We start from the raw sequence: 24,804 nt of genomic DNA, 5'->3' as shown, positions 1-24,804 counted from the left end.
GTCTGCTGTGGTGCCTGCCGATGGGTCGGACTGGCGTCCTGGTGCTCACTCGATCGTAACGTTCGGTGGTGAACGCCGGGCAATGCCCGCACGTCGTCCCGATTGCCTCGACCGCCGCTCTGTACGCACCGCGAATCAGCGTACCCCTCCGGCCGCCGGGGCAGCAGGGCACCGCCGTCTGCGGCGACGTCTCGCCGCCCGCGGTCAGTCCCGGCCGGCCTCGGACATCCGGGAGGCGAGCGGTGTCGCCGCCCGCTCCAGGTCCTCGGCGGCCCGCTGGATCCGCTCGGAGGTCGCCCCGACCTGACGGGCCAGCCGCCGCACCTCGGCGAAGACGCGGACGGCCAGGACGCCGAGCACGGCGATCCCGGCGAAGCCGAGGGCGATTGCGATCATGGGCCAGAGCATGCGGCGAGCCTACCGGTCAGCCCGTGTGCAGCCGCAGCGTGCGGACCCCGCCGCCGGTGAGCAGCTCGATGATCCGCTCGCCGGCCGGTTTGCGCACCGCGCGCCGGCAGTCGGGACAGGTGAAGGAGTAGAAGGTGGTGCGGCTGCTGGCGCCGATCGCCAGCCGGAAGGCGTCGGAGGCGAGCTCGAAGCGGCCCCGGCAGTCCGGGCAGGCGGCCTTGAAGAGCACCGGGGCGGCCAGGCCCACCAGGCCGGCGGCCGTCTTCGTCTTCGTCTTCGTCATCCCTCGCTGCCTCCTCCTTCTCCCCGCGGCGGTGCGGGGCTCACTCGCCGTATGCCGCGAGTGCCTGGTCGGCGGCCTGCCGTGCGCTGTCCGCGAGCGCCTGCGGCGTCACGATCCGGCCGTCCCGGCCCAGCCGCAGCGCCAGCCGCCGCAGCGAGGCCGGGTCGGGGGTGCGCAGGGTGATCCGCAGACCGCCGTCGGGAAGCTCCTCGGCGCTGTCGTGCGGGTAGTACTCGGCGACCCAGCGGCCGCCGGGTCCGACCTCGATGCAGACCTCGGGGTCCTCGGCCGCGGGCTGCACCAGGCCCTCCGACAGATCACGCAGCTCGACCGGCGGCGGGTCGGACGGCGCGTCCAGCAGCTTGATCTCGGCGACCCGGTCGAGCCGGAAGGTGCGGCGGGCCTCCGAGAGCCGGCACCACGCCTCCATATAGGTGTGACCGACGGCGAACAGCCGGATCGGGTCGACCTCGCGCTCGGTCAGCTCGTCGCGCGCCGGTGAGTAGTAGCGCAGCCACAGCCGGCGCCGCTCGGCGATGGCGCGGTCGACGTCGGCGAAGACCCCGCCCTCGGACTCGAAGGTCACCGAGAGCCGGGAGCTGGCGCCGGCCGCCTCCCCGGCCGCCGCCTCCAGCTTGGCGGTGGCGCGCAGCAGCGCCTGGCGGTCGCCCTCGCGCAGTCCGGGCAGGGTGGCCACCGCACGGGCCGCGACCAGCAGCGCGGTCGCCTCGTCGGCGGCCAGCCGCAGCGGCTCGGCGACGTCGTCGGGGTTGTGCCACCAGATGCGGTCGCCGTCGGTGTCGATGTCCAGGAGGTCGCCGCCGCGGAAGCTCGTCCCGCACATCGGCAGGACGTCGAGGTCGGCGATCAGCTCGTCCTCGGTGATGCCGAAGGCGCGGGCGACGTCCCCGACGCGGGCGCCGGGGCGCTCGCGCAGATAGGTCACCAGGGACAGCATCCGGCGGGTCTGGTCGATCGCGTTCGTCGCCATGGGTCTCGTATCCCTCTCAGCCCTTGGCCACGGCACGCAGCCGGTCGATGACCTCGGCGCGCAGTTCCGCGGGTTCCAGTACGACCACGTCGGGCCCGAACTCCACGAGCCAGGCGTCGAGTCCGTGGCCGCTGGGGATCTCCAGCTCGTCCCAGCCGTCGCCCAGCGCCTGGACGGTGAGCGCCCGGGCGCGCAGCGGATAGCCGTGCTCGGCACGGAGCTTGATGCGGGCGGTGCCGGTGGCGGTCTCCCCGGCCCAGCTCTCGACGGTCTCGCGGACCGTGACGTGATCGGGCACCGGAGCGGTGAACTTCCCTTGCCGGGAACGGACCTTGCCGGTGATGCGGGAGAGCCGGAAGACCCGCTCCGCCGCGCGCTCGCGGTCCCAGCCGGCGACGTACCAGTGCCCCCGCCAGCACTCCAGGATCCAGGGTTCGACCTGCCGCTGCTCGGGGTGGGCCGCGGTGGACTTGCGGTAGTCGAAGACGACCGGCCGGCGGTCGCGGCAGGCCAGCATCAGCGGCTCGAACGCGGCCTCGTGGGCGGGGATCCGCGGCTCCAGCGCGCTGTGCGGCTGCCCGGCGTCGTAGTCCGCGCCCTCGCCGGCCAGCGGCATCCCTGCCGCGCGCAGCTTCTGCAGCGCGCCGGAGGCGGCGCCGGCCAGCCGGGCCTGCTGCCAGATCTTCGCGGCGAGCCCGAGGGCGGCGGCCTCCGCGGCGTCCAGCGTGATCGGGGGCAGGCGGTTGCTGTCGCGCCGGGCGAGGTAGCCGATATCGCCCTCGATGCCCTCGACGGTTTCGATGACGAGGCCGAGCTCGCGCAGATCGTCCTTGTCCCGCTCGAACATGCGGTTGAACGAATCGTCGTTGCCGGCCTCGATATAGGCCTCGATGGACGACCTGAGCTCACGCTTGGTCAGCGGGCGTCGCGTCCCCAGCAGGCACAGCGCCAGGTTCATCAGCCGCTCGGCCTTGGCAATGGCCATCGACGCCCTTTCTCGTTGAACTCCCGATCGTTGACCGTACCGCTCGGGGTGGTCAGGGCAAAAGCCGAGAGCCCGTGCCATCGCGGCACGGGCCCTGGGGTGCGTCAGCCGTGGCCCCGCGGGGCGACCGGCAGTGGCCTCAGACGGAGACCAGGTCGCAGACGAAGATCAGCGTCTCACCCGGGGCGATCCGGCCGCCGCCGGCGCCACGGTCGCCGTAGGCGAGGTGCGACGGGATGGTCAGCCGGCGGCGGCCGCCGACCTTCATGCCCTGCACGCCCTGGTCCCAGCCGGCGATGACCTGGCCGGCGCCCAGCTGGAACTGCAGCGGCTTGCCGCGGTTCCAGCTCGCGTCGAACTCCTCGCCGGTGCTGAAGGACACGCCGACGTAGTGGACGGAGACGGTGTCCCCGGCCTTGGCGACCGGCCCATCGCCCTCCGTCAGGTCCACGATCTCGAGCTCGGTGGGAGCCGGGCCCTCAGGAAAGTCGATCTCGGGCTTGTCGATGCTCACGGATGTGCTCCTACTTACGAATCTTTACGATTACCGGGCCAGTCTTGCAGATCTTGCCGGTGCCGCTGTCAGACCGTGCCGACGATGTCGACCGAGAAGACCAGGGTGTTCTTGTCCAGCCCGCTCTGCGGGTTCCCGCCGTAGGCCAGCTTCGGCGGAATCACGATCTCGACCCGGTCACCGACGTGCTTGCCCACCAGCGCCTTGTCCCAGCCCGGGACGACCTGGCCGGCGCCGATCTGGAACGCGGTCGCGCCACCGTGGTCCCAGGAGGAGTCGAACTTCTTGCCGTCCTCCCACTTCACACCGGTGTACTGCGCGATCAGGCCCTGGCCGGCCTTCACCTCGGGGCCCTTGCCCTTGATCAGGACCTGCTGCTTGAGGTCCTTGGGCGCCTTCTCCCCCTTGGGCACGGTGATCTTCGCGGCCTTCGCGTCCTCGGCCGTCACCTCGGGCATCCCGCTCTCCGGAGCCGCCTGCTTGCCCTCGGCCTTCGCCTTCTTGTCGACCTTCTTGGCCCCGACGACATCGAGGACCCACACCAGGCCGTCGGTCGGCTTGATGCCGATCTTCGGGTTCAGGCCCGCACCGATCAGCGCCTTGGCGGTGCCCTCGACCTCGACGCGGCTGCCGACCTTCTGCCCGGCGACCGCGGCCAGCACCTTCGGCGGCAGCTGCTGCTGCTGGACCTGGTCGTTGATCTCGGTGACGATCTGGGGACGCGGGCCACCGGGCTTGGCGCCGGGCTGCGGCGTCCAGCTGCTGCCGAGGTTCTGGCCCTTCATCGACTGTCCCGAGTAGTCCAGCCGGACCAGGTCGCCCTTGTTGACGGTGGCGCCCTTGCCCTCGCTGAGGGTCTTGGTGACGACCTTGTCGGCCGGTTTGGCGCCCTTGGGCACCGTGATCTTGGGCTGCGCCCCTGCCTTGCCGTCGACCTTGGCGACCGCGCCGCCCGCCGAGCTCTTGCCGTCGTCGGACCCGCAGGCGGCGGTGAACAGCAGGACGGGCACGGTCAGCGCTGCTGCGGCGGCGCGACAGGTGTTCTTCGTGAGGTTCATCAGTCCAACTCGGGCTCGTGGGGTGAGTGGGCAATGCCCGCCACTCTACGACCTGTGCCGCCGGACGCTTCCCGGCACAACAAAGCAATGTGCCGGGAGCCGCACGGCTCCCGGCACACCTCCGCATTCCCCGCGGGTCACATTCCGGCGATCAGCTTCTCCACCCGGTCATCGACGGACCGGAAGGGGTCCTTGCACAGGACCGTGCGCTGCGCCTGGTCATTGAGCTTGAGATGCACCCAGTCGACCGTGAAATCACGGCGTTGCTCCTGGGCACGGCGGATGAAGTCGCCGCGCAGCCGCGCGCGGGTGGTCTGCGGGGGCACCGACTTACCCTCGAAGATCTTCAGGTCGTTGCAGATCCGCGCGGCCTGACCCTTCCGCTCCAGGAGGTAGTAGAGCCCCCGGCGGCGGTGGATGTCGTGATACGCGAGGTCTATCTGCGCCACTCGTGGGTGGGACATGGTGATGTTGTTCTTTGTCCGATACCGCTCGATGAGCTGATGTTTCATCACCCAGTCGATCTCGGTCGAGATGCGGTCCAGCTCCTGGTCCCGGATCGCCTCCAGCGTGCGGCCCCACAGCTCCAGCACCTGCTCGACGATGCCCGTACGGATGCCGCGGCGGTCGCAGAAGTCCACGGCCTTGTCGTAGTACTCCTGCTGGACCTCCAGCGCCGAGGCCTCGCGCCCGCTGGCCAGCCGCACCTTGCGCTGCCCCGTGATGTCGTGACTGACCTCACGGATGGCCCGGATCGGGTTCTCCAGCGTCAGATCGCGCATCACCGTGCCCGCCTCGATCATGCGCAGCACGAGATCGGTGGCACCGACCTTCAGCATCATGGTCGTCTCGGACATGTTGGAGTCGCCGACGATGACATGCAGCCGCCGGTAGCGCTCGGCGTCCGCATGCGGTTCGTCGCGCGTGTTGATGATCGGCCGGGACCGCGTGGTCGCCGAGGAGACGCCCTCCCAGATGTGCTCCGCGCGCTGGCTGACGCAGTAGACGGCGCCCCTGGGGGTCTGCAGCACCTTGCCCGCGCCGCACAGCAGCTGACGGGTGACCAGGAACGGAATGAGGATGTCCGCGAGCCGGGAGAACTCACCATGACGGGCGACGAGATAATTCTCGTGACAGCCGTAGGAGTTACCCGCCGAATCGGTGTTGTTCTTGAACAGATAGACGTCGCCCGCGATTCCCTCCTCATGCAGGCGGCGCTCGGCGTCGACGAGCAGGCCCTCGAGAATGCGCTCGCCGGCCTTGTCGTGCGTGACCAGCTCGGTCACGTTGTCGCACTCAGGAGTTGCGTATTCCGGGTGCGAACCCACGTCCAAGTACAGGCGGGCGCCGTTCCGCAGGAAGACATTGCTGCTGCGGCCCCATGACACGACACGGCGGAAGAGGTAGCGCGCCACTTCGTCAGGCGACAGTCGGCGCTGTCCCCTGAACGTGCACGTGACGCCGTACTCGTTCTCCAGCCCGAAAATGCGGCGGTCCATGACTGAACATTACGCCTGACGGCCTGCTCTGAAACCGGGTTCGACGGCCCCGTTTCGATCATTTTCCGTCGTGCGCGTATCAGCTGTGGGCTGGACGGGATCCCCGAGGAATCGCTTCGTCGACAAAAGGACCAGCACCGCGGCGAGCCCGCCGGCCGCGGCCACCGCGAAACCCGCCACCGCGCCACCGCGCTCGACCGCCGGCCCCACCACCGAGGCACCCATCGCCGATCCGACCCCGAACGTCGTCACCAGCCACGAAAACGCCTCCGTCACGGTGCCCTTGGGCGCATGCCGGTCCACGACCACGAACGCGCAGGCCAGCGCCGGCGCCAGGAAGACCCCGGCGACCGCCGTCAGCAGCGTCATCCCGACGACGCCCGGCACCAGCACCAGCGGCAGATACCCCAGCGCAAGCATGCCGATCAGCAGCCGCAGCCGCCCCTCCGGCCGCCCGGGCCACTCGCGGGCGCCGTAGACCACCCCGCCGACCAGCGCACCGACGCCCAGCGCGGAGAGCAGCCAGCTGGAGATCATGCCGCCGCCGTGCTCATCGGCGTACGCGACCGACGCGACCGCGATCGACCCCAGCGCCAGCCCCACGAAGAAGAACGCCCCGATCAGCACCAGCAGCCCCTTGGAGCGCAGCGCCCCCAGCCAGTGCGCCTCGCGCGGGCCGCTGCGCCACTGCCGGGAGGGCTCGGAGACCACGACGGAGAGCGCACCGAGCACCCCGATCAGGTTGATCACCAGCAGCGCGCCCCCCGCCGACCAGACCGCCACGCACAGCGTCACCAGCAACGGGCCCACCGCGAACATGACTTCCTGCGCGACCGCGTCCAGCGCGTAGGCGGCATGCACCCGGTCCGCGCGACGCAGGACGCCGGGCCACAGCGCCCGCAGACCGCCCTCCAGGGGCGGGGTGAAGAAGCCGGCGATCACCATGGCGGCGTAGGCGAGCCACCGCACGTCCAGGCCGACGGCCGTGAGCAGTGCGGCGCCGAGCGCCGAGACGACCGAGGCGGGCAGCATCACCCGTGGCTGGCCCCAGAGGTCCACCGCCCGGCCGAGAAGCGGCTGGCCGAGGGCGTTGCACAGGCCGTAGACCGCGGAGAGCGCACCGGCCAGGGCATAGCTGCCGCCCTCGGCCCGCACGAAGAGGACCACCGCCAGCGCGGCGGTGGCGTTCGGCAGCCGGCCGGCCAGCGTCCCCGCCAGGAGCCGGGCCGCATGCCGGGTTCTGAGCAGCTCCGCATATCCCGCGGCCATCCCCGCCCCCTTCGGTCCGGCCGGACCGGACATGATACGTATAACTTCCGGGGTTATACGTATCATGACGGCACGCCGCGGTCCACCCGCGGCGGCCGAACACAAGGAGCGAAACAGCCGGTGACCAGCAACGAGGCCCCCACGCCCCCCGGTGCAGGCACCATTCCCCCAGCTCACGAATCCGCTCGAGCGGGGGAAGCCCCCCACACCGGAGCGGCCGGCGCCGCGCACCCCGGCAGCCCGGCCACCGCCCGCACCACCAGCCGGGACGTCGCCCGCCTCGCCGGCGTGTCCCAGGCCGCGGTCTCCCTCGTTCTGGGCGACAAGTGGCACGGCAGGGTCTCCCCCGGCAAGGCCGAGGCCGTCCGCGACGCCGCCCGCGCACTGGGCTACCGCCCCAATCTCGCCGCCCGCAGCCTGCGCATGGGCCGCACCCGCACCGCGCTCCTCGTCGTCCCCGCCCTGACCACGGAATTCTTCGCCCGCGTCTACACCGGCGCGGCCCGGGTAGCCGCCGACCACGGCTTCGGCGTGGTCCTCTACCCTTCCCCTGAGGGCATCGGCCCCGCCCGCGACCCCTTCGACTCCGCCGCGGCGGCCCTCGACGGCGTGATCGCCTCCTCCATGGCCGCCGACGCCCTCACCACCCTCCGCGACGCCGGCCTGCCACTGGTCATGCTGGACAGCGACCCCGACGACCACCGGGCCACCGCCACCGTCAACCTCGACATCGCCGACGGCGTACGGCAGCTGACCACCCATCTGGTCGCCTTCGGGCACCGCCACATCACCCATCTCGCGGCCGAGGTGCGCTCCTGGACCTTCGAGGTCCGCTCCCGCGCCCTCACCGACGCCCTCCACGACGTCCCGGGGGCACAGCTGCGGCGCGAGCCGGCCACCCTGGACATCGACGCCGGGCTGCGGGCCGCACACGCCGCCCTGACCGGCCCCGGCCCCCGCCCCACGGCCCTGCTCTGCGACGACGACATCATCGCCGCGGGCGCCTGCAAGGCCGTGCGCCGGCTCGGGCTGCGGATCCCCGAAGACGTCTCCGTGACCGGATTCGACGATCTGGCCCTGGCGGTCGCCGTCGAGCCGGAGCTGACGACCGTACGGCTGCCCGCCGAGGAGTTCGGCGAGGCCGGGATGCGGGCCCTGATGGCGGTGCTCGACGGTCGCCCGGCGCCGGCCCCCGCCCTGCCGGTGGAACTGGTCACCCGGGGCTCCACCGCCCCGCCCGCGGACGCCCCCGGCAACGCCGCGCGCCCCGGCGGGGGATGACCCACCGGGGCGCGCGATCCGGGATGCGGCCCGGACACCGTGTCTCAGAGCAGCGGGCCGGACTCCCCCTCGGAGTCGTCCTTGCCGCCGGTCTTCTTGCCCTTGGCGCCCTTGTCGGACGCCCCGGACTCCCCGGCACCGGCGCCCGCGTCCGCCTCCGCGTCGGCTGCGTCGCCGGCGCCTGCGGCCTCCTCGGCGGCGTGCTCGTCCAGCAGCCGCGAGAGCTGCCGTCCCAGGATCCGCTTGAACTTGCGCTGCTGCGGTCGCGTACGGTCCAGCGTCGCGACCTCCAGCTGCTCGGCGGTCAGGGTGCGCTCACCGCCGTTGTTGTCCCGCGACAGTGACTCCACCGCCAGCTTGAGCGCCTCGGCCAGCGTCATACCGTCGCGGTGGCGCTGGTCGAGATAGCTGCTGATCTGGTCGGCGTTGCCGCCCACCGCCACCGAACCGTGCTCGTCCACGATCGAGCCGTCGTGCGGCAGCCGGTAGATCTGGTCGTCCTCGGGGGCACTGCCCACCTCGGCCACGATCAGCTCGACCTCATACGGCTTCTCGGCGGCGCTGGAGAAGATCGTGCCGAGCGTCTGGGCGTAGACATTCGCCAGGCCCCGTGCGGTCACGTCCTCACGGTCGTACGTATAGCCCCGCAGATCCGCGTAGCGCACGCCGCCGATCCGCAGATTCTCGAACTCGTTGTATTTGCCGACCGCCGCGAAGGCGATCCGGTCGTAGATCTCGCTGACCTTGTGCAGGGCGCGGGAGGGATTCTCGGCGACGAAGACCACGCCGTCGATGTACTGCAGCACCACGACGCTGCGCCCACGCGCGATGCCCTTGCGGGCGTACTCGGCGCGGTCGGCCATGGCCTGCTGGGGTGAGACATAGAACGGCGTCGACACCGGCTATCCGTCCCTTCCTGTCAAAAGCTCTCTCACTGGCGAATGCATAGCGGACCATCCGTCCCGTCAGAGCAGCGCCGCGCGCGGGCCGTCGGGCTGTTCCAGGCGGCGCTCGTACACGGCACGGGCGATCTCCGCGACCTCCGTCTCGGCCAGCCTGCGGAAGCCGCCCTCGGTGATCACCGTGACGATGGGGTAGATCCGCCGCGCCATATCGGGCCCGCCCGTCGCCGAGTCGTCGTCCGCGGCGTCGTAGAGCGCCTGGACGACGGCCGTGGCCGCCTGATCCTCCGTGAAGTCTTCCCTGAAGAGCTTCTTGAGGGCACTGCGGGCGAACACCGAGCCGGAACCCGTCGCCGCGAAACCGTGCTCCTCCGAGCGCCCGCCGGTCACGTCGTACGAGAAGATACGGCCCTTCTCGCGGTCGAGGTCGTAGCCGGCGAACAACGGCACCACGGCCAGGCCCTGCATGGCCATGCCGAGGTTGCTGCGAATCATCGTCGACAGACGGTTCGCCTTGCCCTCCAGGGAGAGTTGGGCGCCCTCGACCTTCTCGAAGTGCTCCAGCTCCAGCTGGAAGAGCTTCACCATCTCCACCGCGAGACCCGCCGTGCCCGCGATACCGACCGCCGAATACTCGTCGGCCGGGAAAACCTTCTCGATATCCCGCTGCGCGATGACATTGCCCATCGTCGCCCGCCGGTCGCCGGCGAGCACCACGCCCCCCGGGAACGCCGCGGCCACGATCGTCGTGCCGTGCGGCGCCTCGATGGCACCCTGCACCGGCGGCAACGGGCGGCTGCCCGGCAGCAGATCGGGCGAGTGCGCACCGAGAAAGTCCATGAACGACGAGGAGCCAGGCGTCAGGAAGGCAGCTGGTAGACGCCCGATGCTTCGAGTGTTGGCTTCCACACGTTTCCTTCCAGATACTCGGCCGCCCGCCTCAAGACGTCCGGCCGATCCTTGAATTGACCCAAGGCTGCGTTACAGCTGAAGCACAGTACGCCTCGGACCCTACCCGTCTCGTGATCGTGATCCACATGTACGGGGTCGGCATCCAGGCAGATCGGGCACATCCAGCGCTGCTCCCTGATGAGCGCCTCGCGCTCAGCTTCGCTCATGCCGTAGTGGCGCTTCAGGTGACCTGCGCGCCCCTTGGCCACCCGACGAGGCTGGTGGTACGCGGACGCGCACCCCCGGCGATAGACCTGCAGCCCATCACGCATCGCCTTATTCCTTGCGGAGGCTGTCCGCGGCTTGTCCTGCTCGCACCGCGGACAGCGCTTCACACCTTGTTCTTCTGGCACTCGAAGCCCCCGCCGCTCGAAAGCCTTCGATCCTAAGGGAATTTAGGCCTACTGCCCGCCCTTTTGTACGAAGGAGCGCACGAAATCCTCTGCGTTCTCCTCGAGGACATCGTCGATCTCGTCCAGTACCGAGTCCACGTCGTCGCTCAACTTCTCCTGGCGTTCCTTGAGGTCGTCCGTGGCCTGCGCGTCCTCGGTCTGTTCCTCGACCTCTTCGGTGGAACGCGTGGCCTTGGCCTGTCCGCCGCCGCTGTCCTTGGTCGCCATGTCCCTCACCCCGCTCGGTTCGCCCCGCTCGATGTGACCTTCAAGATCCGACCCTACAAGCAGGGTCCGACATCGGCCCTGCACTTGCTGCAACGCCCGGGAGTCACCTCGATGATTCCCGCACCGCGGCAATTTCAGCCCCGGATCGGCTGCGGATCGCCGGGAATTTTGTCGTGCCCCTGTCGTGGTTCAGCGGCCGGAAAGCGTCCTCACCAGCTCCTCTGCGGTACGGCAGCGGTCCAGGAGCTCCTTGACGTGCTTACGGGTCCCCCGCAGCGGCTCCAGTGTGGGAACCCGTTGCAGGGAGTCACGACCGGGCAGGTCGAAGATGACCGAATCCCAGGAGGCGGCCGCGACGTCGTCCGCGTACTGCTCCAGGCAGCGGCCGCGGAAATACGCCCTGGTGTCCTCTGGCGGCTTGTGCTCGGCCCGCTCGACCGTCGGCTCGTCCAGGAGCCGCTTCATCTTGCCGCGGGCCGCCAGACGGTTGTACAGGCCCTTCTCCGGCCGTACGTCGGCGTACTGCAGGTCGATGAGGTGCAGGCGCGCGGCGTCCCAGTCCAGGCCGTCGCGGCGGCGGTAGCCCTCCATCAGCTCCCGCTTGGCGACCCAGTCCAGCTCGCCGGACAGGCTCATCGGGTCGTTCTCCAGCCGGCCGAGCACGTCCTCCCACCTGGTCAGGACGTCCTTGGTCTGCTCGTCCGCATCCGCTCCGTAACGGTCCTCGACATATTTGCGGGCCAGCTCGAAGTACTCCATCTGGAGCTGGACACCCGTGAGGGTGCGGCCGCTGCGGAGCGTGATCAGATGCTGCAGGGTGGGGTCATGCGAGACCTGGTGGAGGGTGCGGACGGGCTGATCGACGGCCAGGTCGACGGCGATGAAGCCGTCCTCGATCATGGAGAGCACCAGTGAGGTGGTGCCCAGCTTCAGATACGTCGAGATCTCGGAGAGGTTGGCGTCCCCGATGATCACGTGGAGCCGGCGGTACTTCTCCGCGTCCGCGTGCGGCTCGTCGCGGGTGTTGATGATGGGCCGCTTGAGGGTCGTCTCGAGGCCGACCTCCACCTCGAAGTAGTCGGCGCGCTGGCTGAGCTGGAAGCCGTGCTCATGGCCGTCCTGGCCGATTCCGACCCGGCCGGCGCCGGTGATCACCTGACGGGAGACGAAGAACGGCGTCAGGTGCCGCACGATGTCCGAGAACGGGGTCTCCCGCTTCATCAGGTAGTTCTCATGGGTGCCGTAGGAGGCGCCCTTGTTGTCGGTGTTGTTCTTGTAGAGGTGGATGGGCTGGGCGCCGGGGACCTGGGCGGCCCGTTCGGCGGCCTCGGCCATGATCCGCTCGCCGGCCTTGTCCCACAGCACGGCGTCCCGCGGATTGGTGACCTCCGGGGCGCTGTACTCGGGGTGGGCGTGGTCGACGTAGAGCCGGGCGCCGTTGGTCAGGATCACATTGGCCAGGCCGATGTCCTCGTCGGTGAGCTGGCTGGCGTCGGCGTTTTCCCGTGCGAGGTCGAAGCCGCGGGCGTCCCGCAGCGGGTTCTCCTCCTCGAAGTCCCAGCGGGCACGGCGTGCCCGGTGCATCGCGGCCGCGTAGGCGTTGACGACCTGGGATGAGGTGAGCATGGCATTGGCGTTCGGGTGGCCGGGGACGGAGATCCCGTACTCCGTCTCGATTCCCATTACTCGCCGTACGGTCATGCGGCCCTCCTAGCCCGGCGGCGCCCCTGGAAGGGGGCGGCGCTCAAGTACCGCTGTGCCTCCGGTCCCTGTGCGTGCCCCACGCCCGCACAGCGTGACGTAGCGGTAGTACCGAAGAGCCTAGAACGCCTTGGCGGCGCTGGGGAGATCATTACAGTCATTGCTCCAGTCCGGTTTTCCCTGATCCATCGCGCTCTTATGGGGAGCGGTTCCGGTGCTCCCGGAAATGCGTCCGGCTGCGGACGCCCCGTGCAGGACATCCGCAGCCGGAGAGCGGTGTTACAGGTATTGGCCGGTATTCGCCACCGTGTCGATGGAGCGGCCGGTGTCCGCGCCCTGCTTTCCGGTGACCAGCGTGCGGATGTATACGATCCGCTCGCCCTTCTTTCCGGAGATCCGGGCCCAGTCGTCCGGGTTGGTGGTGTTGGGCAGGTCCTCGTTCTCCTTGAACTCATCCACGCAGGCCTGGAGGAGATGGGAGACCCGCAGGCCCTTCTGATTGTGTTCGAGGAAGGCCTTGATGGCCATCTTCTTCGCGCGTCCCACGATGTTTTCGATCATCGCACCGGAGTTGAAGTCCTTGAAATAGAGGACTTCCTTGTCACCATTGGCGTAGGTGACCTCCAGGAAGCGATTCTCCTCGGATTCCGCGTACATCTGCTCGACCACGGACTGGATCATCCCGCTCACTGCGGCCTTCCGCGATTCGCCGTGTTCGGCGAGATCGTCGGAGTGCAGCGGCAGCCTTTCCGTGAGGTACTTCGAGAAGATGTCCTTGGCGGCCTCCGCGTCCGGACGCTCGATCTTGATCTTCACGTCGAGCCGGCCGGGGCGCAGGATGGCCGGGTCGATCATGTCCTCGCGGTTCGAGGCACCGATCACGATCACGTTTTCCAGGCCCTCGACGCCGTCGATCTCGGAGAGCAGCTGCGGGACGATGGTGTTCTCCACGTCCGAGCTGACGCCGGATCCACGGGTGCGGAAGAGCGAGTCCATCTCGTCGAAGAAGACGATGACGGGGGTGCCCTCGCTCGCCTTCTCTCTGGCGCGCTGGAAGACCAGCCGGATGTGCCGCTCCGTCTCACCGACGTACTTGTTGAGCAGCTCGGGGCCCTTGATGTTGAGGAAGAAGCTCTTCCCCGCGGGCTGCCCGGTCACCTCGGCGACCTTCTTGGCAAGGGAGTTGGCGACCGCCTTGGCGATGAGGGTCTTGCCACACCCGGGCGGGCCGTAGAGCAAGACGCCCTTGGGCGGGCGGAGTTCGTGCTCCTTGAAGAGGTCGGGGTAGAGGTAGGGGAGCTCGACCGCGTCCCGGATCAGTTCGATCTGGCCGCCCAGACCACCGATCTTGGTGTAGTCGATGTCCGGCACCTCTTCGAGGACGAGTTCCTCGACCTCGCTCTTCGGGATGACCTCGTAGACGTAGCCGGAGCGGGGCTCGAGGAGCAGGGCGTCGCCGGGGCGGATGGTGATGTCCAGCAGCGGCTCGGCGAGCCTGACCACCCGCTCCTCGTCGGTGTGCCCGATCACCAGGGCCCGCTCGCCGTCCTCCAGGATTTCCTTGAGGGTGACGATGTCGCCGGCGCTCTCGTACTTCATGGCCTCGACCACGTTGAGCGCTTCGTTGAGCATGACCTCCTGGCCGCGCCGGAGGTCCTCGGTCTCCACACTCGGGCTGACATTGACCCGGAGTTTTCTGCCTCCGGTGAAAATGTCGACCGTGTCGTCCTCGTTCGCCTGCAGGAAGACACCGAAGCCGGCCGGCGGCTGCGCGAGCCGGTCGACCTCCTCCTTGAGTGCGACGATCTGGTCGCGGGCCTCGCGGAGAGTATTGGCGAGACGCTCATTCTGTGCCGAGACGCCGGCCAGGTTGGTCTGCAGCTCGACGATCCGCTCTTCGAGAATCCTCGTGTGCCGCGGAGAGTCGGCGAGCTTGCGTCGCAGGACGGCGATCTCCTGCTCGAGATAGGCAACCTGACCGGCGGGATCTTCAGACCCTCGCCCCGGCCGGATGCCGCGGTTGATGTCGTCGTCGTGGGCTGCCACGGTCCTCACCTCCTCCAAGGAGCTGGACGCTTCCTGACCCTACCTGGGCCGGTGCAGGTTGAAACCCCTAGATCGAAAAGACTGTCGGGGTGTGTCCGATCTTCACCCTTGCGCACGTCCTCACGCCAAGGGAATACCCACCCAACAACATCGGAAAGCGAGCGGTTGTATCGTCGAGTCGGTCAACACCCGTCAGGGCTGGCGCCACTTAGACAAAAACGGTTCACGTACGCAGGGACGGCAGACGAGATGACCGCGCAGGACGAAGCCCCAGAGCTGGAAGTATGGATCGACCAGGATCTGTGCACCGGGGACGGCATCTGTGCGCAGTACGCGCCGGAGGTCTTCGAGCTCGACATCGACGGGCTGGCCTATGTGAAGAGCCCCGAGGACGAGCTGCTCCAGGACCAGGGGGCGGCCACGCCCGTCCCGCTGAAACTGCTCGCCGAAGTGCGGGACTCGGCGAAGGAGTGCCCCGGGGACTGCATCCACGTCCGCCGGGTCACCGACCGCGTCGAGGTCTACGGCCCGGACGCGGAGTAGCCGGCGGGGCGCGGAACGCGTCCGCCGGCCACATCATGTGACAGATCACGCACGCGTGGTGCCCATGGCGGCGGGGAGTTCGCTCTGAACGAACTTCCCGCCCTTCCATTGCCACTTGAGCCCCTTGTGCACGTCCGGGCAGCAGCGGGGCACATCGAGGGTGGAGTAGCCCAGGAACGCCGCCGAGATCGCGCCATCCCTGACCGCGAGGGTTTGGACGGTGAGCTGCTGGGAGGGGGCGACGAGGGTCGCCACGACCCGGGGTGCCGCGCCTGCCTTGGCCGGCCGGGCCAGGACGTAGACGCCGGTGGGCGGGGTGCCGGTCCCGCTGTGGCAGCGGACCGCGGCGACCGTCTCGGTCGTCCCGTCGCCGTCGAGGTCGGCGGCGGCCTTCTTCACCACGTCGAGGCGGTTGGGGCCGCAGTCGACCGGAAAGCTGGCCCTGGCCGGGTCGGGGGCCGCCGCGGCGGGCCGGCCGGCAGCCCCGTCATGGGAGGTCGTGGCCGTGGCGTCGGCGGGCTGGAGGAAGGACGCGGCCGCGACGACCGCCGAGACGGCGGTGGCGGTGGCGAGCCAGTGCATGGGGCGCGGCTGGGTGTGCAAGAGGTCCTGGCCTGCCAAGGGCTGCACGCGGGGTAACTCCTGTGAGGTGCTGTGGCGGTGGGAGTGGCCAGCATCGTTCCACAGGAGGGGGCACCAAGGAACCGGCCGGACGGGAGTTTTCCGTGCCGATCCGGCGGAGTTTTCCGTGGGGATCCCGGGGGGAATCGCAACGGCGCCGCCGGCGGTTCCCCGTACGGGAACTCGTCGGCGGCGCCGGAGGGTTCGGTGGCCGGATCTGCGCGGTCGGCCGGGGCCCGGTGGCGTCGGTCAGCCGCGCTCGGCGGAGCTGTCGCCGGAGGCCGCCGCCTGGTCCTTTCCAGGGGCTGCCTTCTCCCGCCCGCCCGGCCCTGTGTAGTCGTCGCCGTAGGCGCCCTTGGCGGGGCGGCGGCGGCGCAGCGGGGGCTCGACGCCGTCGGCGAGGCGGCGGGCGGTCAGCAGGAAGCCGGTGTGGCCGATCATCCGGTGGTCGGGGCGGACGGCGAGGCCCTCGACGTGCCAGGTGCGGACCATGGTCTCCCAGGCCGACGGCTCGTTGAAGGTGCCGTGCTCGCGGATCGCCTCGACGGTGCGGGCCAGCTGCGTCGTCGTCGCGACGTAGGCGCAGAGGATGCCGCCGGGGACCAGGGCCTTGGAGACGGCCTCCAGGCACTCCCAGGGGGCGAGCATGTCGAGGATGACGCGGTCGACGTCGGCATCGGAGAGGTTGTCCTGGAGGTCACCGACGGTCAGCGTCCACGCGGGGTGCGGGCCGCCGAAGTAGCGCTCGACGTTCTGGGTGGCGATCTCGGCGAAGTCGGCGCGGCGCTCGTAGGAGTGCAGCATGCCGTCGTCGCCGATGGCGCGCAGCAGGAAGCTGCTGAGCGAGCCGGAGCCCACACCCGCCTCGACGACGCGGGCGCCGGGGAAGATGTCGGCCATCGCCAGGATCTGCCCCGCGTCCTTGGGGTAGACCACGGCGGCGCCGCGGGGCATGGACAGGACGTAGTCGGGGAGCAGCGGGCGCAGCGCGAGGTAGGCGACGTTCCCGGTGGTACGGACAACACTGCCCTCGGGAGCACCGATCAGCTCGTCGTGGGGGAAGGCTCCCTTGTGGGTGTGGAAGCTTTTTCCCTCTTCGAGCGTGAAGGTGTAGTGGCGTCCCTTGGGGTCGGTGAGCTGGACCTGGTCCCCGACCTTGAAGGGCCCACGACGGCGGGCGGCACCGGTCGGTTCGGACATGTGACCAGCCTACCGGGCCGTGGGTGCGCCGCGGACCAGTGGGCGGCCGCCGGGCGGCCCGGGAGGCGGTGGGCGGGCCGCGCGCGACGTCAGGGGCGGCGGGCCATGGCGGAGACGAAGGCCCGCTCGACGTCGGCGGTGGATAGCACACCGTAGATCTCGCCGGTCTCCTCGACGACGAGGTATTCGGTGGCGGGGGTGGCGCGCAGGTATTCCAGGAGATCCTCGCCGGCGAGCTCGGCGGAGACCCGCATCCCGTCCCTGAGGTCCTGGGCGAGGGTGCCCACGGCGACCCAGGGGCGGCGGTGGTCGGGGACGCCGACGATGGCGGCCTCGCGGACGAGCGCGGTGGGCCGGCCCTGGACGTCGACGACGACCAGGGCACGGGCGCCGGCGTCGTTGGCGCGGCGGAGCCCTTCGGAGAGCGGGGTGTCGGCCTCGACGGGGACGGCACGCCGGGTCAGGGTGCGGGCGGTGAGGTCGGGGAGGCGTTCGCGCAGCCGGGCCATGCGCAGGCTGTTGCCGGCGCCGGTCCAGATGATGGCGGCGAGGATGGCGGCGAGCAGGGCGTCGGTGAGCGAGTCGGCGCCGCCGATCTCGGGGCGGGCGTTGCCCAGGGCGCCGGTGTGGGTGAGCAGCGGCAGGCCGATCAGGACGGTGACGGCGAGCGCGCGGCCGACCCAGGCGGCGGCGACGGTACCGCTCATGGGCCGGCCGGTGATCTTCCAGACGACGGCGCGCAGCATCCGGCCGCCGTCCAGGGGGAGGCCGGGCAGCAGGTTGAAGATCGCGACGATGAGGTTGGAGACCATCAGGCCGGTGAGCAGCACCCCGGGGACCGTGTCGGCTTCGACGAACTGCATCCCGGCGTAGAAGACACCGGCGAGGACGAGGGAGAGCAGCGGGCCGACGAAGGCCAGGACGAACTCCCTGCCCGGCGTCTCGGTCTCCTTCTCGATCTCCGAGACGCCGCCGAAGAACTGGAGCTGGATACGGCGTACGGGGAGCTTGAAGCGGAGGGCGGCGACGGTGTGCGCCAGCTCGTGGACGAGCACCGAGGCGTAGAAGGCGACGGCGAAGAAGAGCGAGACGAGGTAGCGGGCGGCGCCGAGCTCGGGCAGCACCCGTTCCAGCTGGCCGCCGAAGACCCAGGTGATCAGGGCGGCGACGAGGAACCAGCTGGGGGCCACGTACACGGGCACGCCGAAGGGACGGCCCATCAGGATGCCGCCTCCGCTGCCCTTCCTGCCCGGCGTGGGTGCCTTGGGCGGGTCATGGTGCTCGGGCGGTTCGGGCGGCTGAGGCCGCACGGACTCCTGGGGGTCCTGCGACTTCCCGCTCTGGTCCACGGCGTCCCCTCATCGACTACGGCATTCGCCCTGTCCGGCCTGGTATCTCGATCATCCAGGGCGAAAGGGTCCAGCGTCGATGGTATGCGGAGTGCCCCGGCCCGACCTGCTGCGGGGCCCTTGCGGCTACCGCGGCGTCGGGGCCTGTCAGTGGCGGGCCGTAGGGTTTTGCGGCATGGGATGGAGCGCGGAGCAGACCGAGGCGGTCACGCAGGGCGGACCCGGCGGGCCGGGGACGGACACCGCCGGGGCGGGGACCGGGCCCGCCGGGGCGACGGCGGAGGCTGCCGGGGCGACGGCGGAGGCTGCCGGGCCGGGGGCGGAGACCGCAGGAGCCGGTGGCGGGGCCGGGAGCGGGGAGGGGCCGCGTGCGCCGGTGGCGCTGTCGCCGTCGCGGGCCGGCGATTTCATGCAGTGTCCGCTGCTGTACCGCTTCCGGGTGATCGACCGGCTGCCGGAGAAGCCGAGCGCGGCGGCGACGCGTGGCACGGTCGTCCATGCGGTGCTGGAGCGGCTCTTCGACGCTCCGGCGGCGGAGCGTACGGCGGCCGGGGCGCGGGCGATGGTGCCCGGCGAGTGGGAGAAGCTGCTCGCCAAGCGGCCGGAGCTGGCCGGACTGTTCGCGGACGCCGCGTCGGACGCCGCCTCGCACGACACCGCGCCCGCCGCCTCGCACGACGCCGCGGGCGAGCGGCTGGCGACCTGGCTGGCGGAGGCCGAGGCGCTGGTGGAGCGGTGGTTCACGCTGGAGGATCCGACGCGTCTGGAGCCGGCCGACCGTGAGCTGTATGTGGAGACGGTGCTGGATTCGGGGCTGCGGCTGAGGGGGTTCATCGACCGGGTGGACGTCGCGCCGACGGGCGAAGTGCGGATCGTCGACTACAAGACCGGCAAGGCGCCGCGGCCGCAGTTCGCCGAGGGCGCGCTGTTCCAGATGAAGTTCTACGCGCTGGTGATGTGGCGGCTGCGCGGGGTGGTGCCGCGGCGGCTGCAGCTGGTCTATCTGGGCAGCGGCGATGTGGTGACGTACGACCCGGGGGAGGCCGACCTGCGGGGCGTGGAGCGGAAGTTGCTGGCGCTGTGGGAGGCGATCCAGCGGGCGACGGCGACGGGCGACTGGCGGCCGCGGCCGACCAAGCTGTGCGGCTGGTGCGACCACCAGGCGCACTGCCCGGAATTCGGCGGCACTCCCCCGGTGTACCCCCTGGAGGTGCGCCCGCCGGACGGCGCCGTGGTGCCGCAGGGCAGAATGGAAGAGATCTAGTAAGCCCACTCCGGGCGATCGGGGCCGGGCCCGCGATGGCCCGGAGTGGGCCTGACGAAGGAGAGCTCGTGGCCATCCGCGTCCTGCTGGTCGACGACCAGCCCCTGCTGCGTACGGGATTCCGGATGATTCTGGAGGCGGAGCAGGATCTGGCGGTGGTCGGGGAGGCCGGTGACGGTCTCCAGGCGCTGGAGCAGGTGCGGGCGCTGCAGCCGGACGTGGTGCTGATGGACATCCGGATGCCCCGGATGGACGGGGTCGAGGCGACCCGCCAGATCACCGGCCCGGCGAAGGACGGCCCGGCGAAGGTGCTGGTGTTGACGACCTTCGATCTGGACGAGTACGTCGTCGAGGCGCTGCGGGCGGGCGCCAGCGGCTTTCTGCTCAAGGACGCGCCGGCCGATGAGCTGGTCCAGGCGATCCGGGTGGTGGCAGGGGGCGAGGCGATGCTGGCGCCGAGCATCACGCGCCGGCTGCTGGACAAGTACGCGGGCCATCTGCCCTCCGGCGAGGAGCCGGTGCCGGACACCCTGCACACCCTCACCGAGCGTGAGGTGGAGGTGCTGAAGCTGGTGGCGCGCGGGCTGTCGAACGCGGAGATCGCGGCCGATCTGTTCGTGAGCGAGACCACCGTCAAGACCCATGTGGGGCACGTGCTGACGAAGCTGGGGCTGCGGGACCGGGTGCAGGCGGCGGTGTACGCGTACGAGAGCGGGCTGGTGCGGCCGGGCGCGCAGTAGCCGGGCGCGCAGTAGCCGGCCACGGCCCGGCGGAGAGACGGCGGCGGGGCCGGCCCGGGAGTTCCCGGACCGGCCCCGCCGCCGTGTGCGCAGACCCCTCAGGCCCCGGCGGGCTTGCTGATCTCCCAGAACCGGAAGACGGTCGAGGAGTCCAGGGTCCATTGCAGGCCGGAGACGCCGTCACGGGCGACCGCGTACTGCTTGCCCTGCCATATCGGTATGACCGGCACGTCCTGGGCGATGATGTTCTGCAGCTCCCGGAAGGCGGCCTTGGTGGCGCCGCGGTCCGGCTGGTCGGCCGTCTTGGGCAGCAGGTGGCTCGTGATGGTGGGCGAGCTGTAGTGGTTGGACAGGACGCTGTCCTTGCCGAAGAACGGCTGGGTGAAGTTGTCCGGATCCGGATAGTCGGGAACCCAGCCCTTGACGTAGACGCCGAACCGGCCGGCGGCCACGCCCTGCTCGTACTCCTTGGTGGGCACACTGCGCACCTTGGCGTCGAACAGGCCGCTGGCGTTGAGCTGTTGGGCGATCTCCTGGAAGGCGGGGACGGTGCCGGGGCCGAACCGGTCGGGGGTCGCCCACAGGGTGAGCGGCACCTTGCCCCGGTAGCCGGCGCCGCGCAGTGCTTCCTTCGCCTTGTCGGGATTGGGCTGGTCGCCGTAGGTGTCGAAGAAGGCGGTGTTGTGGCCGGTGATGCCGGCCGGGACGACCGAGTAGAGCGGTTCGGCGGTGTGCTGGTAGACGTCCCGGACGAGCGACGAACGGTCCAGGAGGTAGGCGATGGCCTTGCGGACCCCGAGCTTGCCGGCGACCGGGTCCTTGAGGTTGAAGACCAGGTGCATCACCTCGGCGCTGCCGCCCTCGACCACCTGGGTGCCGTGCTGCTGGTGCAGGGAGGCGCTGTCCAGTGCGGCGATGTCCTTCATGGACAGGCCGCGGTAGGCCACATCGACGTCGCCCTTCTCCACGGCCGTCTTCAGCTTCTCGGCGCCGTTGAAGAACTTCACGGTCATTCCGGAGTTCTTGACCTTCGCCGGACCCTTGTAGGAACCGTTGACCGCGAAGGCGGCCTTGTGGGGGCCGTACTCCTTGAGCGTGTAGACGCCGGACCCGGTGGCCTTGCCGTCGCTGCGCAGCCGGTCGGCCGGGTAGTCGGCGTGGTCGACGATGGAGCCGGCACCCGAGGCGATCTTCATCGGGAAGGTGGCGTCGGGCGTCTTCAGGCGGAAGACCACGGTCTTGGCGTCCGGTGCCTCGACCTTGTCGAGCGCGGAGAACATCACGGCGGGGCCGTTCTTGTCCTTGATGCGCCGGGTGCGGTCGAAGGAGAACTTGACGTCCTTGGAGGTCAGCGCGTCACCGTTGCTGAACTTGAGGCCGTCCTTGAGGGTGCACCGGTAGGTCGTGCTCTGGCCGTCGGTGAAGGCGCAGTGCTGGGCGGCCTCCGGCTCGGGGGTGGTGCCGCCCTTGGGGAAGCTCAGCAGCGACTGGAAGACGTTGTTGAACAACAGCCAGGAGTCGGGGTCGTAACCGGCTGCCGGGTCGGTGGCCATGGTCGTGTTCGTCATCCCCATGACCACGGGCTCGCCGGTACCGGCTGCTTCCGGGTCGTCCGAGCTGCACCCGGCGAGCGCGAGCAGAGCTGTCGCCAGCCCCGCTCCGATCGGGGCAGCCAGCCGCGGGTCACGCTTCCTCACTAAGTGTTCCTCACGTTCTGGGTGGTGCCTGTCGGGCCGCGGTGCGGTGACCGCGGCGGATATGTGCCGCATCGGTCGGATGCGCATGATCAGTCGGCCACGCCGCGGCCGAGCTCCCACATCTGCAGCGACGAGGAGGAGTTGAGGGCCCATTCCACACCGGTGACGTCGTCGCGGGCGGCGACGTACTGCTTGCCCTGCCACAGCGGGAGCAGCGGGACATCGTCGGCGAATGTGTCCTGCGCCTGCTTGAAGCCGGCCGCGGCGGCGTTGCGGTCGGTCTGCTGCCGGGTCTCCGGGATCACCTGGGACTCGATCGAGGAGCTGCGGTAGGGGGAGTTGAGGAAGTTCCCCTTGCCGACGAACGGCGCGATGTAGTTGTCCGCGTCCGGGAAGTCGGGGAACCAGCCCATGCCGTAGGCGGTGTACTTGCCGGCCGTGGAGTCGGTGCGGAACTGCTGCCAGCCGTCGATGCCCTTGATGTCGACGTCGAAGAGCTTGCTCTGGTTGAGCTGGCGCTGCAGCGTACGGAACTCCTGGACGGTGCTGGAGCCGTAGTGGTGGGTGGTGTACGTGAGCGTGAACTTCACCGGGGTGTTGATGTGCGCCTGCTGAAGGGTCTTGCGGGCGGCGGACACACTGGGGTTCCCGTACTTGGTGAAGAAGGAGTTGATGTGGCCGGTGAGGCCGGTGGGGACGATCGAGTAGAGCGGGTCACCGGTGTAGGAGTAGACGTCCCGGACCAACTCGGAGCGGTTGACCAGCTGCGCCATCGCCTGCCGCACGGCCTTGTTGGACACCGCCGGCTCCTTCGTGTTGAAGGCGAGGTAGCGGATCTCCTGGCCGGGCATCTCCTGCAGCACGATGTGGTTGTTGCGGGAGTTCTCCAGGCCCCTGACCTGGGTGGGCGACAGACCACGGTTCATCAGGTCGATGCTGCCCGAGCGCAGCGCCTTCTCCATGTCGGAGGAGTCGTCGAAGAAGCGCATCTCGACCGCGTCGCTCTTCGGCTTCTCCCCGCCCTTGTACGAGGGGTTCTTGGTGAAGACCGCCTTGGTGACACGGCCCTGCTTGCGCTCGGTCTTGAGCGTGTAGGGGCCGGAGCCGACCACGTTGAAGCCGTTGTAGAGGCGGGTCTTGGGGTAGACCTCGCTGTCGACGATGGCGGCGGCCGGCGTCGCGAGCTTCTGCGGGAAGGTGGCGTCCGGCTTCTTGAGGTGGAAGACCACCTCGGAGTCGCTGGGCGCCTCGACCTTGTCGATGCCGCTGAGCAGCGACACGGGACCGTTGCCGTCGTTGATGGCACGCATCCGGTCGATGGAGAACTTCACGTCCTGCGCGGTCAGGGCATGGCCGTTGGAGAACTTCAGCCCGCTGCGCAGGGTGCAGCGGTACTGCTCGTTCTGGGTGTCGCGGAACCCGCAGGACTCGGCCGCCTCGGGCACCGGAGCGGTGCCGCTCCGGGGCAGGCGCATCAGGGTCTGGAAGGTGCTGCGCAGCACGTTCCAGGCGTCGACGTCATAGGCCTGTGCCGGGTCGAGGGGGGCGGGCGCTGCCTTGGTTGCCTCGATCTGGGAGGCGACTCCCACGACGATGGGATTGCCGCCGTCGCCCGCGCCGCCCGTACCGCCGCAGGCAGTGAGGACGGGGGCCAGGAGTCCGGCCAGCGCCGGCAGCACCAAGGTCTTGCGATTCATCGTCGGCAGGTTCCTTATCAGCGCAGAGGTGTTGCTCGCGTCGAGATTAGTAGGAACGGCCAGCCGCGCTGAGACACAAAGGAGTTGAATCGATATGGCGTATGGATAACGGAGGCGGCAGAACCGATATCCGGATGGGGGAACGATTCGCGCGTTGCTCCACCAATCCGGACACTTACCCCCGTAGAAACCCCCTCGGGAACCCCCTGGATCACCTGTCGGGCCCGCTGTCGATGGCCTGGCGCGTGAGAAACGTCACGCATTTGCCGCTCCGCGGCGCTGCCGCAATTCGATCAGCCCATTCGTCACGGAAAATGAGCGGGCCGTTCCCCTCGGTTCCCGGGGGCTTTCTCCGGGACACGCTCAGTGCACGGTCCGGCGGCTTTCCGTGATGAGCGTCCGGAGAAATGGCAGATCGACTTCTTCCAGCGACGGCACGATCGTGCGGCCCGCCGCCGGGGGGACCGGCGCCACCGACGGCACGGCGACGACCGGGCAGCCCGCCGCCTCACCTGCCGCCACGCCCGTCAGGGTGTCCTCGATGACGGCACAGCGCGCCGGGTCCACGCCCAGTCGCGCGGCGGCGGTCAGATACGGGTCCGGGTGCGGCTTGGTGCGCGGCAGGTCGTCGCCCGCGAGGGTCAGCCGGAAGTTCTCCGGGCCCAGGGAGTACAGCATCTGGTCGACGATGGCGCGGTGCGAGGCGGAGACCAGCGCGGTGGGCACGTCGTGGGCGGCGAGTTCGGCCAGCAGTCTGCGGGCGCCCGGCATCAGCGGGACGCCGCGGCCGATCCGGGCCAGGAAAGCGGCGTTGAGCAGCACGCTCAGCTCGGTCAGGCTGAGGTCGACGCCGGTGACCTGGAGGAGATAGCCGGCGCTGCGGGTCATCGGGCCACCGACCACGACCTCGCGGTGCGCGTCGTCGAGGATGTGCCCGAGCTCGGCGAAGACTTCCGCCTCGGCCTCCCACCAGAACCCCTCGGTGTCGACGAGGGTCCCGTCCAGATCGAGGAAGACGGCCTGGAGGGTCGCGGCTTCGGCCGTTCGGGTGCCGACTGCGGGGATGCTGCTGGTCATCCATCCACCTCCGTTGCCACGTCCCCGAAGGGACGAAAGGGCCGGCCGCCCACCCCGGCGGGGGGAACGACCGGCCACTACCGGACCGATAAGTGTACGACGGTGCGC

The 24,804-nt window shown here is 69.9% G+C and carries 24 protein-coding genes; 4 read left to right on the top strand and 20 right to left on the bottom strand.

The window, feature by feature from the left end; translation table 11 throughout:
- Window positions 1-204: 204 nt before the first annotated feature.
- From OIU81_RS29780 to OIU81_RS29745, 8 genes are all read right to left on the bottom strand, one after another.
- Window positions 205-408: a hypothetical protein gene (locus tag OIU81_RS29780; RefSeq protein WP_329152742.1), complete on the bottom strand. Its 204-nt coding sequence runs from the start codon at window positions 406-408 to the stop codon at window positions 205-207.
- 16 nt (window positions 409-424) lie between these two features.
- Window positions 425-691 carry a hypothetical protein gene (locus OIU81_RS29775; RefSeq protein ID WP_329152740.1) on the bottom strand — a complete coding sequence of 89 codons (267 nt, stop codon included), beginning with the start codon at window positions 689-691 and terminating at the stop codon, window positions 425-427.
- 40 nt (window positions 692-731) lie between these two features.
- Window positions 732-1,682: a helix-turn-helix transcriptional regulator gene (locus OIU81_RS29770; RefSeq protein WP_329152738.1), complete on the bottom strand. Its 951-nt coding sequence runs from the start codon at window positions 1,680-1,682 to the stop codon at window positions 732-734.
- 16 nt (window positions 1,683-1,698) lie between these two features.
- The gene (locus OIU81_RS29765; RefSeq protein WP_329152737.1) at window positions 1,699-2,667 is read right to left on the bottom strand and encodes a helix-turn-helix transcriptional regulator; all 969 of its coding nucleotides are present in this window, start codon (window positions 2,665-2,667) and stop codon (window positions 1,699-1,701) included.
- A 139-nt stretch (window positions 2,668-2,806) separates the two neighbouring features.
- Entirely contained in the window at window positions 2,807-3,181 is a 375-nt protein-coding gene (locus OIU81_RS29760) for an FKBP-type peptidyl-prolyl cis-trans isomerase (RefSeq protein WP_329152735.1), read from the bottom strand.
- A 68-nt stretch (window positions 3,182-3,249) separates the two neighbouring features.
- The gene (locus OIU81_RS29755) at window positions 3,250-4,239 is read right to left on the bottom strand and encodes an FKBP-type peptidyl-prolyl cis-trans isomerase (protein ID WP_329152733.1); all 990 of its coding nucleotides are present in this window, start codon (window positions 4,237-4,239) and stop codon (window positions 3,250-3,252) included.
- A gap of 137 nt (window positions 4,240-4,376) precedes the next feature.
- Window positions 4,377-5,738 carry a Pup--protein ligase gene (gene pafA, locus OIU81_RS29750; RefSeq protein WP_329152731.1) on the bottom strand — a complete coding sequence of 454 codons (1,362 nt, stop codon included), beginning with the start codon at window positions 5,736-5,738 and terminating at the stop codon, window positions 4,377-4,379.
- A 9-nt stretch (window positions 5,739-5,747) separates the two neighbouring features.
- Complete coding sequence (locus tag OIU81_RS29745; RefSeq protein WP_329152729.1) at window positions 5,748-7,007, bottom strand: MFS transporter; 1,260 nt, start codon at window positions 7,005-7,007, stop codon at window positions 5,748-5,750.
- Between the two features lie 120 nt (window positions 7,008-7,127).
- On the opposite strand from OIU81_RS29745, the gene OIU81_RS29740 reads away from it, so the two are divergent.
- The gene (locus tag OIU81_RS29740) at window positions 7,128-8,288 is read left to right on the top strand and encodes a LacI family DNA-binding transcriptional regulator (protein ID WP_443074069.1); all 1,161 of its coding nucleotides are present in this window, start codon (window positions 7,128-7,130) and stop codon (window positions 8,286-8,288) included.
- A gap of 44 nt (window positions 8,289-8,332) precedes the next feature.
- On the opposite strand, the gene prcA is transcribed toward OIU81_RS29740, so the two are convergent.
- The 6 genes from prcA to arc all read right to left on the bottom strand — a co-directional run bounded on the left by prcA (window position 8,333) and on the right by arc (window position 14,508).
- Window positions 8,333-9,187, bottom strand: a complete 855-nt coding sequence (prcA, locus tag OIU81_RS29735; RefSeq protein ID WP_329152727.1) for a proteasome subunit alpha — start codon at window positions 9,185-9,187, stop codon at window positions 8,333-8,335.
- 66 nt (window positions 9,188-9,253) lie between these two features.
- A complete protein-coding gene (prcB, locus tag OIU81_RS29730; protein ID WP_329152725.1) occupies window positions 9,254-10,099 on the bottom strand; it encodes a proteasome subunit beta in 846 nt (281 codons plus the stop codon).
- The gene (locus OIU81_RS29725; protein ID WP_329331318.1) at window positions 10,051-10,350 is read right to left on the bottom strand and encodes an endonuclease VII domain-containing protein; all 300 of its coding nucleotides are present in this window, start codon (window positions 10,348-10,350) and stop codon (window positions 10,051-10,053) included. Before OIU81_RS29725 ends, prcB begins: the two co-directional genes overlap by 49 nt.
- Before the next feature lie 192 nt (window positions 10,351-10,542).
- Window positions 10,543-10,761 carry a ubiquitin-like protein Pup gene (locus OIU81_RS29720; RefSeq protein WP_189101404.1) on the bottom strand — a complete coding sequence of 73 codons (219 nt, stop codon included), beginning with the start codon at window positions 10,759-10,761 and terminating at the stop codon, window positions 10,543-10,545.
- A gap of 189 nt (window positions 10,762-10,950) precedes the next feature.
- Window positions 10,951-12,462, bottom strand: a complete 1,512-nt coding sequence (gene dop / locus OIU81_RS29715; protein ID WP_443074068.1) for a depupylase/deamidase Dop — start codon at window positions 12,460-12,462, stop codon at window positions 10,951-10,953.
- A 279-nt stretch (window positions 12,463-12,741) separates the two neighbouring features.
- Complete coding sequence (arc, locus tag OIU81_RS29710; protein ID WP_329152719.1) at window positions 12,742-14,508, bottom strand: proteasome ATPase; 1,767 nt, start codon at window positions 14,506-14,508, stop codon at window positions 12,742-12,744.
- A 249-nt stretch (window positions 14,509-14,757) separates the two neighbouring features.
- Between arc and OIU81_RS29705 the strand changes: the two genes are divergently transcribed.
- Window positions 14,758-15,051: a ferredoxin gene (locus OIU81_RS29705; RefSeq protein ID WP_329152717.1), complete on the top strand. Its 294-nt coding sequence runs from the start codon at window positions 14,758-14,760 to the stop codon at window positions 15,049-15,051.
- A 45-nt stretch (window positions 15,052-15,096) separates the two neighbouring features.
- Here the strand turns inward: OIU81_RS29705 and OIU81_RS29700 are convergent, their stop codons facing one another.
- The 3 genes from OIU81_RS29700 to OIU81_RS29690 form a co-directional block, all read right to left on the bottom strand.
- Window positions 15,097-15,681, bottom strand: a complete 585-nt coding sequence (locus OIU81_RS29700; RefSeq protein ID WP_443074067.1) for a hypothetical protein — start codon at window positions 15,679-15,681, stop codon at window positions 15,097-15,099.
- A gap of 240 nt (window positions 15,682-15,921) precedes the next feature.
- Complete coding sequence (locus OIU81_RS29695) at window positions 15,922-16,872, bottom strand: tRNA (adenine-N1)-methyltransferase (protein ID WP_329152715.1); 951 nt, start codon at window positions 16,870-16,872, stop codon at window positions 15,922-15,924.
- 89 nt (window positions 16,873-16,961) lie between these two features.
- Window positions 16,962-18,221 carry a site-2 protease family protein gene (locus tag OIU81_RS29690; RefSeq protein WP_329152713.1) on the bottom strand — a complete coding sequence of 420 codons (1,260 nt, stop codon included), beginning with the start codon at window positions 18,219-18,221 and terminating at the stop codon, window positions 16,962-16,964.
- 175 nt (window positions 18,222-18,396) lie between these two features.
- Between OIU81_RS29690 and OIU81_RS29685 the strand changes: the two genes are divergently transcribed.
- Both OIU81_RS29685 and OIU81_RS29680 read left to right on the top strand, forming a co-directional pair.
- Window positions 18,397-19,485 (top strand): RecB family exonuclease, encoded by a 1,089-nt coding sequence (locus tag OIU81_RS29685; protein WP_329152711.1) that lies wholly within the window; start codon window positions 18,397-18,399, stop codon window positions 19,483-19,485.
- Between the two features lie 68 nt (window positions 19,486-19,553).
- A complete protein-coding gene (locus OIU81_RS29680; RefSeq protein ID WP_329152709.1) occupies window positions 19,554-20,225 on the top strand; it encodes a response regulator transcription factor in 672 nt (223 codons plus the stop codon).
- A gap of 98 nt (window positions 20,226-20,323) precedes the next feature.
- Here OIU81_RS29680 and OIU81_RS29675 read toward each other — a convergent pair whose 3' ends face one another.
- From OIU81_RS29675 to OIU81_RS29665, 3 genes are all read right to left on the bottom strand, one after another.
- Window positions 20,324-21,922, bottom strand: coding sequence for an ABC transporter substrate-binding protein (locus OIU81_RS29675; RefSeq protein WP_329152707.1), 1,599 nt, complete (start codon window positions 21,920-21,922; stop codon window positions 20,324-20,326).
- Window positions 21,923-22,011: 89 nt separating this feature from the next.
- A complete protein-coding gene (locus tag OIU81_RS29670; RefSeq protein ID WP_329152705.1) occupies window positions 22,012-23,619 on the bottom strand; it encodes an ABC transporter substrate-binding protein in 1,608 nt (535 codons plus the stop codon).
- 363 nt (window positions 23,620-23,982) lie between these two features.
- Entirely contained in the window at window positions 23,983-24,696 is a 714-nt protein-coding gene (locus tag OIU81_RS29665; RefSeq protein ID WP_329152703.1) for an HAD family hydrolase, read from the bottom strand.
- Window positions 24,697-24,804 lie beyond the last annotated feature (108 nt).

The sequence above is a fragment of the Streptomyces sp. NBC_01454 genome (assembly GCF_036227565.1).
Classification (GTDB): Bacteria; Actinomycetota; Actinomycetes; order Streptomycetales; family Streptomycetaceae; genus Streptomyces.
The sequence above is the reverse complement of the archived record's forward strand: the minus strand, read 5'-3'. Positions and strand labels throughout refer to the sequence as shown.

Bases quoted from the DNA above. Each gene is read 5' to 3' on its own strand.
- OIU81_RS29685 (WP_329152711.1), top strand. From the start codon at position 18,397: ATGGGATGGAGCGCGGAGCAGACCGAGGCGGTCACGCAGGGCGGACCC.
- dop (WP_443074068.1), bottom strand. From the start codon at position 12,462: ATGACCGTACGGCGAGTAATGGGAATCGAGACGGAGTACGGGATCTCC.
- OIU81_RS29775 (WP_329152740.1), bottom strand. From the start codon at position 691: ATGACGAAGACGAAGACGAAGACGGCCGCCGGCCTGGTGGGCCTGGCC.
- OIU81_RS29720 (WP_189101404.1), bottom strand. From the start codon at position 10,761: ATGGCGACCAAGGACAGCGGCGGCGGACAGGCCAAGGCCACGCGTTCC.
- OIU81_RS29745 (WP_329152729.1), bottom strand. From the start codon at position 7,007: ATGGCCGCGGGATATGCGGAGCTGCTCAGAACCCGGCATGCGGCCCGG.
- OIU81_RS29670 (WP_329152705.1), bottom strand. From the start codon at position 23,619: ATGAATCGCAAGACCTTGGTGCTGCCGGCGCTGGCCGGACTCCTGGCC.
- OIU81_RS29665 (WP_329152703.1), bottom strand. From the start codon at position 24,696: ATGACCAGCAGCATCCCCGCAGTCGGCACCCGAACGGCCGAAGCCGCG.
- OIU81_RS29770 (WP_329152738.1), bottom strand. From the start codon at position 1,682: ATGGCGACGAACGCGATCGACCAGACCCGCCGGATGCTGTCCCTGGTG.
- pafA (WP_329152731.1), bottom strand. From the start codon at position 5,738: ATGGACCGCCGCATTTTCGGGCTGGAGAACGAGTACGGCGTCACGTGC.
- OIU81_RS29705 (WP_329152717.1), top strand. From the start codon at position 14,758: ATGACCGCGCAGGACGAAGCCCCAGAGCTGGAAGTATGGATCGACCAG.
- OIU81_RS29755 (WP_329152733.1), bottom strand. From the start codon at position 4,239: ATGAACCTCACGAAGAACACCTGTCGCGCCGCCGCAGCAGCGCTGACC.
- OIU81_RS29765 (WP_329152737.1), bottom strand. From the start codon at position 2,667: ATGGCCATTGCCAAGGCCGAGCGGCTGATGAACCTGGCGCTGTGCCTG.
- OIU81_RS29695 (WP_329152715.1), bottom strand. From the start codon at position 16,872: ATGTCCGAACCGACCGGTGCCGCCCGCCGTCGTGGGCCCTTCAAGGTC.
- OIU81_RS29780 (WP_329152742.1), bottom strand. From the start codon at position 408: ATGCTCTGGCCCATGATCGCAATCGCCCTCGGCTTCGCCGGGATCGCC.